This is a genomic window from Microcoleus sp. B13-B6 (assembly GCF_036705405.1).
Taxonomy (GTDB): Bacteria; Cyanobacteriota; Cyanobacteriia; order Cyanobacteriales; family Microcoleaceae; genus Microcoleus.
In genome coordinates this window covers 1-11,375 of record NZ_JAUBUJ010000032.1, presented here as the reverse complement: position 1 = coordinate 11,375, position 11,375 = coordinate 1, and the positions used below count along the sequence as shown (strand labels likewise).

Here is an 11,375-nt window from a genome sequence, read left to right as displayed (position 1 = left end):
AATTTCTGGCGAGGGCGTGCGATCGACAAAAAAAACCCGGCCAAAATTGGTCGGGAGTTAATTAATCAGGGTGCATCTACCAATTAAGCTTCCTGAGAATTCGATCGCAATCCGGACACTTACCAAGAAATTGGGTCTAAAGCCCCGTCCTTCTAGGACGGCTTTAATTAATTATCAAAGAAATGGGTCTAAAACCCCGTCGTTATACGACGGCTTTGAGCTAGAATAGAGAAGTCTACAGGCTCAAGACGCGTTGAAATAGCTACGATGAGAGCGCACCTAGACAGTTCGGAGGGGCAATGCTTAACTGCAACCCTGAAGACACCAAGCTTTTTGCTTGAGTACAACGAAACATAGTCGCCTAGCGGGCATTGGGAGACTCTAAACGGACGTGGAGCGACGGTAAGACTACTTTGGTAGCGCGTTGCTGTGAAGCGTTAAGGAATCCTCGCTCATGAAAGGACGAGGAGCTATGTCAACACTAAAAACTCACAACTCTTTTCGGTGAACCAGAGTTGCACTAGCTTGGTCTGTCGGAACTAGCAAGACTTCGCTAATATTGACGTGGGGCGATCGCGTCGCGCAAAAATACACGACATCGGCTACATCGTCAGCAGTCAGCGGTGTCAATCCTTGATAGACATTTTTGGCTTTTTCTGCATCGCCGTGAAACCGGACATTACTAAATTCTGTTTCCACCAAACCAGGCTCTATTTCTGTCACTCGCACTGGTGTTCCCAAAAGGTCTTGTTTTAACCCTTCAGAAATAGCTCTCACTGCTGCTTTGGAAGCGCAATAAACATTACCTTTCGGATAAGCTTGGCGGCCTGCTATTGACCCGATATTCACTACGTGGCCGCGGCCTCGGCTTACCATTCCCGGCACGATCGCACGAGTCATGTAAAGCAAGCCTTTAACATTGGTATCAATCATTTCTTCCCAATCTTGAAAGTTGCCTTCGTGCAGTTTGTCTAAACCACGGCTCAATCCCGCATTGTTAATCAGAATATCGATGTTTTTCCAGGCATCGGGAAGCGCCACTATCGCCGATTCAACTTGCGGGCGATCGCGCACGTCCAATTCTAGCAAATAAATCTCGTTCGCCGATGCGATGGATTTTGTTTCTACAAGTTCGTTTGCTAGTAGAGCGAGCTTTTCGAGGCGGCGGGCTGCTAAAATTAGTTTTGCTCCACCTTGGGCGAATATCTTGGCACAGGCTGCTCCGATACCGCTACTCGCACCTGTAATGAAAACAATTTGGTTTTGGATAGAAATCATTTTTTGTCAGTTGTCAGTTGACTGTTGGCTGTTGACTGTTGGCTGTTGACGGTTGTCATTGGTTATTTGTTAGTTTTGTTAGTTGTTATTTGTTATTTGCTATAGCCTTTATGGCTATAGTGAGGTATGTTTAATTCCTTTAATGAGATTTTTTTATCTTCAAATATGTATCTCCTGTGACTAATAACCGCTAAGCTAATCCGCATTTAAATTGCATAGTAGAATAAAAATTTCCTCTTGTGGGGAGTAGGGGTTGGGCAGGAGAGCCCGCCCTCAACATACAAATTAAATGCACAACAGCTTATACCACTTACTAATCACGAATCACCAATCACCCATTACCCATGCCCCATGCCCCATGCCCCATGCCCCATGCCCCATGCCCATAACACCTATTTTATTACTTGACAACCCGCAATCGCACACTAACTGTTGCAATTCCACCTTGTCGCATCAAAACTGCTGAAACCCACCGATTTTCGGGCGTAGCCGGAGCTTTACCTACTTTAAAAATTCCCCCGGCATTTAGCAACTCTAGCTCGACTTCTGAGGGATTAAAAAAGGTTTTTTCGGTAATTGGTTCCTCCAAAACAGTCCCTATTAAAATATCATCGCCGATCGGCTCTCGAACAATGGCATCAAAATGGTAGTCTTCGCCTACCTTAACTTGCTCCGGCAAATTTACTTCAATTGTGGGAGGATTATTGCCAGAACTAAGCTGAGTTTGTTCTGCTAAAATCTCTTGACTAACTATTTTTTCACCTTCAAAGCGCTGCTGGGAACGGATGGTAGCTTTGAGAGTTAATTCTCGGCCATCCTTTTTTTGAGTGCCGGCAATTGTAGTTATGGTTTCTGCGAGAATCGCGCTACCTTCTGTTTTCCAAGATTTGATCTCGGTGCGATAATTTAAACTCGGATATCTCTCCCAGAGTTGGGTGAGGGCTTTTGCCATACTTTGGGTGTTTAAGCCATCAGAATGAGTGAAATTCGGGCTGTAAAATGCCATGACTGCTTTGACATCGCGCCGATTGGCCGCTGCGTCAATTTCTGTTAGCACTTTTGTGAGTGGGGCGGGCGCATTTGCAGGGGTTTGGACGATCGTTTGGGGAGTCGCGGCGATCGCACCGATCGCTCTTACGGCACTCGGATGCAGCACGCCAGCACTTACCACTGTTAAACATAACAACATTTGAGCGATCGACTGCCCGCAGTTAAAGCCAAAAACGATCGCCCGTTGGCGCAGCCCTCGAAGAGGATCGGCTTTTTCGTCCCGACGGCTGCAAAAATACTCAGATGCACTTGGCACTAAATTCAAAAAATTACGCATTAGGTGATAATTTGGTTATTTGTCAGGGGTCGTAGCTTGGGCAACTGTTCGCCTGCAACGAAAACTGACAGCGGAAGCAGGGACACGGCACAATCTAATTTTAGATGGCTGATTCAAAATTGGCTGAAACTGCCGGAATAATAAGCATAATAATCTAAAACCTCAAATATAAAATTGATCGACCTGTGGAACTTGTACTTGTAAAAAAAGAAACAAATACCTTGACAAAAGCCCCCCTCCGGTTGTTGGTTGCAGCTAGCGGCACTGGTGGACATTTATTTCCTGCGATCGCCACCGCTAGTCAGTTGAACGACTGTCAGATCGAATGGCTAGGAGTCCCAGACCGCATGGAAACCGAGTTAGTTTCATCCCTTTACCCCCTCCACACGATCGCCGTTGAAGGCTTTCAGCAGCGATTTGGACTCGGTACAGTGCGAATTTTGGGCGGACTCGTCGGCTCGATCCTTCATGTGCGGAAGTTGCTCAAAGCGGGAAATTTTCAGGGAGTCTTTACTACCGGCGGTTACATCGCAGCACCGGCAATTCTAGCGGCTCGCTCTTTGGGTTTGCCGGTGATTCTCCACGAATCTAATGCAATTCCGGGGAAGGTGACGCGCTGGTTTAGTCCTTTGTGCACTGCTGTGGCGATCGGATTTGAAGCAGCAGCCCAGCATTTACCCCGCGCGAAAACCGTGGTTGCGGGTACACCGGTGCGATCGCAATTCCTCACCCGCCAACCTCTAAATTTGCCAATTCCTGACAACGTACCTGTTATTTTAGTCATGGGCGGCTCTCAAGGTGCTGTCGCAGTCAATCAGTTAGTGCGGCAGTGTGCTCCGGCTTGGTTTGATGCCGGTGCTTGGGTGGTTCACCTCACCGGAAATAATGACCCGGATGCTGAAAGTTTGAAACACGAGCAATATTTGTCTATGCCATTTTACGACAATGTGGCGAGTTTGTTGCAGCGAGCAAATTTAGCAATTAGTCGATCGGGCGCGAGTGCTCTGACAGAATTAGCAGTGACGGGAGTACCTTCTATTTTAATTCCTTTTCCTCACGCGGCTGACGACCACCAAAGATTTAATGCGGAAGTATTTGCTAAAGCCGGCGCCGCTGTGGTATTCCGTCAAAGCGAACTGACAGCAGATGTGTTGCAAAGCAAAGTTTTGTATTTGTTAAGAGATTGCGAATATTTGGAAAAAATGTCTCAAGCTGCTGCTCAATTAGCGGTGACAGACAGTACAGAACGTTTGGCTAATTTGGTCAGGGAATTGGTAGTAGGGTAGGGAGTGTTAAAGTAAATAGGCGATTCCCTTCGGGATAGCTTCGCTTAACGAGAATTTGTAATAAGGAGAAAGTCAAATGGCCTACAGTGACTTTAATTTAGACAGAGTTTTGAAAACCTTTGACTTAGCTTATTCTGAAATAGTCGAAATCTTCACTCCTGCACCAGAGTTAGAGTACAGTAGATTACTGACAGAAACTTTGCAAGAAAATCTGCCTGTAGCTCTCGGTAGCAATACAGAAAAATCGCGTTCGGAACTGATTATCGCGCCGATTTTAATGGAAGTGAGAAAACTTTTGCACCATCGCGTGAGCTTATTTTCTGGCATTGATTTTACTGTAGATGCTGAAAGAGGGCTGAATGGGAATTGTGATTTTCTGATAAGTCGATCGCCAGAATTGTTGATTGTAAAAGCCCCAGTCATTGCTATTGTAGAGGCTAAAAAGGAAAACATTAATTCGGGATTGGGACAGTGCATAGCTGAAATGCTAGCAGCTAAAATCTTCAACGAGCGTGAAGGTAATGAGATTACCACAATTTATGGGGCTGTCACTACAGGAGATAGGTGGAAATTCTTAAAACTCGAAGGACAAGCGGTTTTTGTTGAGACAACCGAAACTTTGCTTACCAATTTGGGTAAAATTTTGGGAATTTTAGCATTGGGAATGGACGATCGCGCGCTTAATCCCTAATTATCACCAATATTCAATTTAACAAAATTAACTACCGATTCTAATCCTTCCTTTGTCTTCAAGTTAGTAAAAACAAAAGGTTTCTCCCCCCGCATTTTTTTCGAGTCCCGTTCCATCACGCCTAAATCTGCTCCTACATAAGGTGCGAGGTCTGTTTTATTAATTACCAACATATCAGATTTAGTAATTCCTGGCCCGCCTTTGCGCGGAATTTTATCGCCCGCAGCGACATCGATTACGTAAATTGTTAAATCTACTAACTCCGGGCTAAAAGTGGCCGCCAAGTTATCGCCGCCGCTTTCGACAAATACTAAATCTAAATCAGTGAATTTTTGTTCTAACTCTTCTATCGCTACTAAGTTAATAGAAGCATCTTCGCGGATGGCTGTGTGGGGACAGCCTCCCGTTTCTACGCCCAAAATTCGATCGCTCTCTAAAGCTTGACTCCGAACCAAAAACTGGGCATCTTCCTGAGTATAGATATCATTAGTAACTACAGCAATCTGGTAGTGCTGCCGCAGCGCCTTGCACAAAGCATCCAGTAAAGCTGTTTTCCCCGAACCAACTGGCCCAGCAATTCCTACACGAAAAGCACCCATAGCGATTTTAGATTTTAGATTTTAGATTTTAGATTTGCTGATTTTCAACTCCGAAACAACCGAGTTGTAGTTGTAGGGTGCGTCAGACGGAGTTATGGAACGATTATCGAGGCTTTGGGGTTCTGACGCACCTTACTAATTAGATTTTGGATTGTCTGATTTTCAACTCCGAAACAACCGAGTGTACTGAGTTTCGTGGGCCATGCTAGCCAGTCCTAATCCCCAACTGCAACTGCCAAGCTCATCATCTTCTAATTTTAAAACTTCTTGCGTCGTACAGCTAATTTGAGACTGCAAATCTAACAGTAACTGTTGACCGGCGGTTTGACCGAGGGGAATCAGTTTCACGCCCGCACTCGCCAAATTGGCAGCCCAACTGTACAAATATCCTAACACGGCCGCTTCCTCTTCAATCTGCCAGTTGGCGGCGGCAATGCCAAAGCCGATCGCAAAATTGCACGGATTGCCGCCCAATTCCACCAAATCTTTTACAATTGTTGTTAACCCAGAAGCAACGGGCGATTCCCTGCGGGATAGCTTCGCTTCACGCAAATCCAGCAGCAACCTGACCAAAGTCCGCCCCATTTGCCAACTTTGCAAGCGCAACTCTTCTGTTTCCTTCGCAGCAGTCGCCCAAGCATTCCAGTAATTCAAAGCCGTCAAATCCCCTATCTGTGCCGCCCTCAAAGCCCTTACCACCACAGCGGCTTCTACTCGCACAGCCCCGAATTGCAGCGAATTTTCTAACCAATTTCTCAAATTAATCTCGCTGTCGATCGCACCGGTTTCTACCAGACTTTCGATTCCCTCAGAATAACTATAAGCTCCCACAGGTGCAAAAGCTAACTGCAACAAAGATAAAAGTTGATTGTTCACTGTTGACTGTTGACTGTTGGCTGTTGGCTGTTGACTGTTGACTGTTGACTGTTGACTGTTGACTGTTGACTGTTGACTGTTGGTTACAATGCCCAATGCCCAATGCCCAATGCCCAATGCCCCATTCCTAATGGTTGTGTCCATAAGCGCCCATTTCTGGCTGAAACGGCACAATTTCCTCTGTTACTTCCAAACCCATTTTTTCGAGCATTCCCTGCAACACAGAGTCGGGAGAAAGTCTTAAATAATTATCGGCAATTTCTAAAGCTACGTGACGGTTTCCTAAATGATAAGCCGCCCGCATCAGTAGCAGCGGACTTGATGCCCGCGCTGTCAGCACGAGTTCGGGTTTTGCACTTACCAGTACCAAACAGCTACCGTCTTCCGACTGCAATAAATCTCGATCGCGCAGTACCGTACCTCGGGGTAAACTCAGGTGGAGCTTTTCCCCCGTTTCTGTCTCGAATCGGTGGCGGCTGCGAGTGCGATCGTCGGCTGTCATTGGTAAAGTAAAGCTGACAACAGCATCGGGATTTGCAGGTAAATGTTTGGTGAAAGTTAGCATTTTTATATTCTATTCCTCAGAGCCATTCACTTGACATCTAGTTTTTGAGGAATATCTTTTTATAGCCGAAGGAATAAGGAAGACAGAAGTTCCCATCTTCAGCTCATGTTTCAAAAATTAAAAACGTTTTAATCGTGTTGGCGATCGCTATATCTCATTGCGACTTACAGCCAGTTGAAAAAAATTCATCTCTCTGACCGCTCCCGTTCTGGCCTTATTACCAAATTTATGTTATTTTGTCAAGCACTTTATCGCAGACGATCGCTTTTTTTGCAAAAAATTTTGCCTACCGTCTAGGAACTCGAACAATTTAAATCTCCAATATATTGTTGGGGGGAGGTAGCGCTTAGGCATCCTGCCTGCCCTGAACAAGCTTTTATGGAGAAGTCTAATAGAACGGGAGAGAAAGAAAGACTCAAACCCTCAAGCTTATTTATTGCCCGCTTGTTGCAGTCGCAGGAGCTCGGCTTGAATTTGCTGTTTGACTCCCGAATTCGCTTGCTGGAGCAAAGTGATCTGGTTGAAGCGACTCACTGTCAAACCCTGGCCTTCGATAACTTTTTTAGCTTGTTGGCAGTAATTCACCGCGATGCCACGAACACCTCCCGACAGCTTATTAATTTCCTGAGTTTCGTTGCACACTACTCTGGGAACCGAGCCCCCAGCCATTCCTTTAATTTCGTTAAAAGCTTCCACCCGTCTGGGTTCTATTGCCAACACAGCGCGAGCGTAGCTAGTAATTTCCTCGCTGCTAATTTCTTGAGCTTGGGCTGCTGCTCCGAAAACGAGGTTTGGGGATTGTGTGTATAAACCGGGAACCCATCCACTAGCCAAAGCTGCGGTGGAAATGATGCCTGCAAACAACGATTGTCGCAGTCTCCGGTTTAGGCTTAATTTAGAGGTGTTAAGTGAGGTGTTCATGGTCGTGGGTGATTGATTGCGTGTAGATAAAAATGACACAGCGCTTGGAGGCTCAATCTTTTTGAATCATGTGGCGGCTAAAAAGTTCCTGCCGTTGGTGACTATTTTGAATTCCAGCAGGATGCTTTAGGATTTGCTACGGCGATCGACTTTTTAGCAAATCCGATAATTTCATTCATTCTAGCATCTGTCGGAAGTGGACAAAATTCAAACTTGAGAGGGTAATTTTAATTACAGAGCGTTCCCGAATTGCCTCTGGCAATAATTCTCAAAGCGCAAATATTAAATAATTCTAAAAGTTATTGACAAATTACTCGCCTTAATAAGTCTCATCAAGGTACGGGCTAGCAAAGCTATCTTCCCGCCAGGGTTCCCGTTCCCCGTAGGGGTTCCCGTAGGGTAGGGTAGGGAAGCGTCTGGAAGGCTAGGTCAAATTTAGCAGCAATCACACTCATCAATTGCGGGGATGATTTATTGAATGTTAAGCCAATACGGTTCAGTTAAGCTCGATCCCCCCTAACCCCCCTTAAAAAGGGGGGGAGAAGAACTTACTCAAAGTCAACCCCTACTCCCCTTCTTAAGGGGGATGCGAGAGGGATCTCGCCCGGAATAAATAGTTTTAACCCAAGCGTATTGAATGTTAAGCGGTGGTGCATTTGTCGATCGAGAAAATCCCCCCTGCTTTGGCTGCTGAAGAAGCCACAGCCGGAACAATAATCATGTTTTACTACCCGAAGATAGAGACAGCAGCAGGGAACTAGACATTAAAATCTTGTTATCAAAATGCGCGCTAGTTGTTTTGGGCACTCAACGCGCAGGCCTTCGATTCCAGTTCTCGCTTCCTCCGGTTTGGGGCTGTGAAAACTTGTCTGGGAGTTACCCAGAAACCTGGTTTTTCTACGAAATAAAATCGTTACAGCCACCCGCAAGAGTAGACAACCCCGGAAAGCTGGAATTTTTGGGGCTCAGTTTTCTTGTCATCAATATCGCAAATAGCGAATTTTGGCAAGCATTATCGCAGCAATTTAACAATTATTAATTACCCATTGCCCATGAAAAGTCAAAAAGAAATTTGGCGAGTTATTCTTGCAGTAGCTATCAGTATTGTAGGGGTGCTGCACTTTGCAGTACCCGCACCTTTTATCAGAATTGTGCCGCCCCAGCTTCCTTACCCGGAAGCCTTGGTTTATATCAGCGGTTTTTTCGAGATTTTGGGCGGAATTGGGCTGTTAGTTCCTCCTGTCAGCAGGGCGGCGGCGTGGGGATTAATTGCCTTGTTTATTGCCGTGTTTCCAGCTAATATCAATCAAGCCGTCAACAACATTCCGATAGAAGGGATTCCCCACAACCAATTACTGTATTGGTTGAGGCTGCCTTTTCAAGCTGTCTTCATTGCTTGGGCCTGGGTTTATACCCAACCAGACGAAGGTAAACCCCGGGCTTCTATAGTTCCAGATAGAACAGAAAACGCCCAATGAAGCAGTTCGACTACCATGCGGATTTTAAGAACATCGACTTTCGACAGCACCCGGAACTTTATCGGGTAGGGAAAGGAGAACAGGGAGTGCTTTTGGTGGAACCCTACAAAGGAGAAATTTTGCCTTTCTGGAGATTTAAGACTCCTGAAATTGCCAGGGAGTCCAGCAGCAAAATTTACTCCTTGTTTTTAGAGTATCTCGATGCCGATGATTTTGTGGGAGCCGACATGGCTCGCAAGTTCTTGCAGATGGGGTATACTCGATCGCGTCGCTACGCCAACCACAAAAGCGGTCGAAAATACCAGCAAAACCCTCAGAAACTGAAGTCTGTTGCTGAGCAAACCGCCGCTCGAAAAGATATTTTGCCGCTAGAAGCAGATCCGGTGAAAGCAGAATCCGCCGCCATTTTTCAAGAGAAATGGATGCTGGCCAAAATCAACGAGAAATATCTCGAACTTTTAGCCAGACACCGGCAGATGTACGAATCTTATTTAGTCAACGCTGAGGATTGACATACATTTACGAAAACTCAGAACTTACACTTTAGCCCCGTCGGCAGCAGTGTAGTTGTGCTTGCCTATCTGGGCCGCACCTATTTGCGTGGCCCTACTATTTACTCATCTTCTTCTTCTGTTTGCCACTGTCGCCAAATTTCAAAGGCATTAAAGCCCCTGTATTGCAGGTAATTCAAGACTTTCCCCTTGGTTTTCGGATCGGCTTTACCCCAAGTATCGATCTTGTATTTCCGCATGACTTTGGCTTTTAATTCGGCCAGTTTTTCTGCTTCGGAGTCCTGATTTTCGGCAATTTCTTCTTCCCAGACTTGCTCGAACAAATCGTTGGTAATTCCTTTTTGCAGGCACTTGCGCTTGATGGCCGACTTCCCGTATTTGCCTGCACCAGAGGCGATCGAGTTTGCCACCAAGCGAGTGTCGGACTGATAGCCGCGGTCTTGAATTTGCGCGATCGCCTCCAATATTTCCTCATTGCCAAAACCTTTCTCTTGCCCCTTTTTGCGAAGTTCAGAGGCACTGTAGTCTTTGCGGGACAAGAGAAAATAGAAATAGTCAAGACAGCTCATCAGTTAAATTGAAGGGTGGCGCGCAAATACTCGTGTAGCGAATCCCAAATCCAGTCGCCTTGCTATCGGCAGACTGCATCACGCGCGGCGAAGCTATCCCGCAGGGAATCGCCTTTATTCTTCTGTATCCTCCTCTTCATCATCCACTTCCACATCCGGTCTGTCCACATCGATCTGAATCAAGCGAATGTGCTTGTATCCGAGCTTAATTTCAAACTCGTCTCCCGGCTTTAATCCCATTTCTTGGGTATAATTTGCCCCGATCACGATCGAACCATTCTTGTGAACGCTAGCTCGATAACTCGCTTCTCGCCCGCGTCCGTCTGCTTTCGACTTCTCTAGCTCAATGCCCTTAGCAGCTAACACTGCATCGTAAAACTCAGCCAGATTAATCCGGGTTTCTCCACTTTTGCTGACCGTGAAGTAGCCGCAAAGCTTTGCAAGTTCTCTGCGTGGCAAATCACTGCCTTTGATTTTTTGAAGCAGACCTTTTCCTGTTAAGGGTGCTGTAGCTGTTTCTGCCATTGACCGTACCTCGCTTATTGGACTTTACTTATATCAATTACAACACATTAGATTAACTTTGTTTCACTGTCAATACTAATAATTCTGAATATTAAGATTCTGGAGAAATTTCTGCGGCCTCAAGACCGGGGGTGCAAGTAAGGATGCTCGAAGGGCGATCAATTTGCTCCTCGCGGCCCAAATCCTTGCGTAAGCCTCTCTTGCGATCGCGCGGGGAATTATTGTCGCAAATTAAATGCTTTACTTTTTTACAGTAAAGTCTGTTCCCTGCATTCACCAATCCCCGATCGAGTCTGTGGTCAAGGTAAAAACAAGACAGCCATGAATCGAAATACCTAGACCCCGGCCGCTGCAAATCTGCCGAAAGCATTTACCGGCGCGGGGTTAACTTTTACCTCAACAAGACGAGGCAGCACTTGTTCTCGATGCCACTGCCAGCTACTTGTAAACCCTATTTTTCGGGCGGGAAATCCCCTCAAAACCCCAAATACCAACGGGCAATCTTCTATTAAGGTGTTGGGCATATAACTTGCACAGAACGCAGTCTGGGGAAGGCAATCCGGTAAAAATTCAAGGAAATTTCACCTCTTCGTTGAACCGGTTTAAGCTCAAACCCGACTCAATGGGCGCTGCGGCAGAAACATCGGGCAGCCACTAAGAGGGCAATAGTTTTGGGAGCATCTCACCTTTGCAGCCCTCCGCTAGAAATTGGAGTTTTGAGGCAGGAGGCAGGAGGCAGGAGGCAGAA

The 11,375-nt window shown here is 46.1% G+C and carries 13 protein-coding genes; 4 read left to right on the top strand and 9 right to left on the bottom strand.

Annotated features, from left to right (window positions below):
* Window positions 1-489: 489 nt before the first annotated feature.
* Both QUB35_RS16415 and QUB35_RS16410 read right to left on the bottom strand, forming a co-directional pair.
* A complete protein-coding gene (locus QUB35_RS16415; protein ID WP_333142872.1) occupies window positions 490-1,278 on the bottom strand; it encodes an SDR family oxidoreductase in 789 nt (262 codons plus the stop codon).
* Window positions 1,279-1,678: 400 nt separating this feature from the next.
* Entirely contained in the window at window positions 1,679-2,605 is a 927-nt protein-coding gene (locus QUB35_RS16410; protein WP_333142871.1) for a nuclear transport factor 2 family protein, read from the bottom strand.
* Between the two features lie 221 nt (window positions 2,606-2,826).
* Here QUB35_RS16410 and murG point away from each other — a divergent pair, with 221 nt between their 5' ends.
* Together murG and QUB35_RS16400 are read left to right on the top strand one after the other, a co-directional pair.
* Window positions 2,827-3,891, top strand: coding sequence for an undecaprenyldiphospho-muramoylpentapeptide beta-N-acetylglucosaminyltransferase (gene murG / locus QUB35_RS16405; RefSeq protein WP_333142870.1), 1,065 nt, complete (start codon window positions 2,827-2,829; stop codon window positions 3,889-3,891).
* A gap of 76 nt (window positions 3,892-3,967) precedes the next feature.
* Window positions 3,968-4,582, top strand: a complete 615-nt coding sequence (locus QUB35_RS16400; protein WP_333109250.1) for a hypothetical protein — start codon at window positions 3,968-3,970, stop codon at window positions 4,580-4,582.
* Here the strand turns inward: QUB35_RS16400 and ureG are convergent.
* The 4 genes from ureG to QUB35_RS16380 form a co-directional block, all read right to left on the bottom strand.
* Window positions 4,579-5,181, bottom strand: coding sequence for an urease accessory protein UreG (gene ureG / locus QUB35_RS16395; RefSeq protein WP_333142869.1), 603 nt, complete (start codon window positions 5,179-5,181; stop codon window positions 4,579-4,581). The two genes, QUB35_RS16400 and ureG, sit on opposite strands and share 4 nt — an antisense overlap.
* Before the next feature lie 162 nt (window positions 5,182-5,343).
* Window positions 5,344-6,057 carry an urease accessory protein UreF gene (locus tag QUB35_RS16390; protein WP_333142917.1) on the bottom strand — a complete coding sequence of 238 codons (714 nt, stop codon included), beginning with the start codon at window positions 6,055-6,057 and terminating at the stop codon, window positions 5,344-5,346.
* Window positions 6,058-6,184: 127 nt separating this feature from the next.
* Window positions 6,185-6,622 (bottom strand): urease accessory protein UreE, encoded by a 438-nt coding sequence (gene ureE, locus QUB35_RS16385; protein ID WP_333142868.1) that lies wholly within the window; start codon window positions 6,620-6,622, stop codon window positions 6,185-6,187.
* Between the two features lie 429 nt (window positions 6,623-7,051).
* Window positions 7,052-7,543: a DUF4168 domain-containing protein gene (locus tag QUB35_RS16380; RefSeq protein ID WP_333142867.1), complete on the bottom strand. Its 492-nt coding sequence runs from the start codon at window positions 7,541-7,543 to the stop codon at window positions 7,052-7,054.
* Window positions 7,544-8,595: 1,052 nt separating this feature from the next.
* Between QUB35_RS16380 and QUB35_RS16375 the strand changes: the two genes are divergently transcribed.
* On the top strand, window positions 8,596-9,021 hold the full coding sequence (locus tag QUB35_RS16375) for a DoxX family protein (RefSeq protein ID WP_333108604.1): 426 nt from the start codon (window positions 8,596-8,598) through the stop codon (window positions 9,019-9,021).
* Window positions 9,018-9,533 carry a DUF4385 domain-containing protein gene (locus QUB35_RS16370; RefSeq protein WP_333142866.1) on the top strand — a complete coding sequence of 172 codons (516 nt, stop codon included), beginning with the start codon at window positions 9,018-9,020 and terminating at the stop codon, window positions 9,531-9,533. Before QUB35_RS16375 ends, QUB35_RS16370 begins: the two co-directional genes overlap by 4 nt.
* A 101-nt stretch (window positions 9,534-9,634) precedes the next feature.
* On the opposite strand, the gene QUB35_RS16365 is transcribed toward QUB35_RS16370, so the two are convergent.
* The 3 genes from QUB35_RS16365 to QUB35_RS16355 all read right to left on the bottom strand — a co-directional run bounded on the left by QUB35_RS16365 (window position 9,635) and on the right by QUB35_RS16355 (window position 10,997).
* Complete coding sequence (locus tag QUB35_RS16365; protein WP_333142865.1) at window positions 9,635-10,102, bottom strand: regulatory protein RecX; 468 nt, start codon at window positions 10,100-10,102, stop codon at window positions 9,635-9,637.
* Between the two features lie 114 nt (window positions 10,103-10,216).
* Window positions 10,217-10,627, bottom strand: coding sequence for an AbrB family transcriptional regulator (locus tag QUB35_RS16360; protein WP_293126913.1), 411 nt, complete (start codon window positions 10,625-10,627; stop codon window positions 10,217-10,219).
* Between the two features lie 91 nt (window positions 10,628-10,718).
* Complete coding sequence (locus tag QUB35_RS16355; protein WP_333142864.1) at window positions 10,719-10,997, bottom strand: hypothetical protein; 279 nt, start codon at window positions 10,995-10,997, stop codon at window positions 10,719-10,721.
* Between the last annotated feature and the right edge of the window lie 378 nt (window positions 10,998-11,375).

Coding starts and splice junctions, on each gene's coding strand:
- QUB35_RS16415 (WP_333142872.1), bottom strand. CDS start 1,278: ATGATTTCTATCCAAAACCAAATTGTTTTCATTACAGGTGCGAGTAGC.
- QUB35_RS16410 (WP_333142871.1), bottom strand. CDS start 2,605: ATGCGTAATTTTTTGAATTTAGTGCCAAGTGCATCTGAGTATTTTTGC.
- QUB35_RS16400 (WP_333109250.1), top strand. CDS start 3,968: ATGGCCTACAGTGACTTTAATTTAGACAGAGTTTTGAAAACCTTTGAC.
- ureG (WP_333142869.1), bottom strand. CDS start 5,181: ATGGGTGCTTTTCGTGTAGGAATTGCTGGGCCAGTTGGTTCGGGGAAA.
- ureE (WP_333142868.1), bottom strand. CDS start 6,622: ATGCTAACTTTCACCAAACATTTACCTGCAAATCCCGATGCTGTTGTC.
- QUB35_RS16380 (WP_333142867.1), bottom strand. CDS start 7,543: ATGAACACCTCACTTAACACCTCTAAATTAAGCCTAAACCGGAGACTG.
- QUB35_RS16375 (WP_333108604.1), top strand. CDS start 8,596: ATGAAAAGTCAAAAAGAAATTTGGCGAGTTATTCTTGCAGTAGCTATC.
- QUB35_RS16370 (WP_333142866.1), top strand. CDS start 9,018: ATGAAGCAGTTCGACTACCATGCGGATTTTAAGAACATCGACTTTCGA.
- QUB35_RS16365 (WP_333142865.1), bottom strand. CDS start 10,102: ATGAGCTGTCTTGACTATTTCTATTTTCTCTTGTCCCGCAAAGACTAC.
- QUB35_RS16360 (WP_293126913.1), bottom strand. CDS start 10,627: ATGGCAGAAACAGCTACAGCACCCTTAACAGGAAAAGGTCTGCTTCAA.
- QUB35_RS16355 (WP_333142864.1), bottom strand. CDS start 10,997: ATGCTTTCGGCAGATTTGCAGCGGCCGGGGTCTAGGTATTTCGATTCA.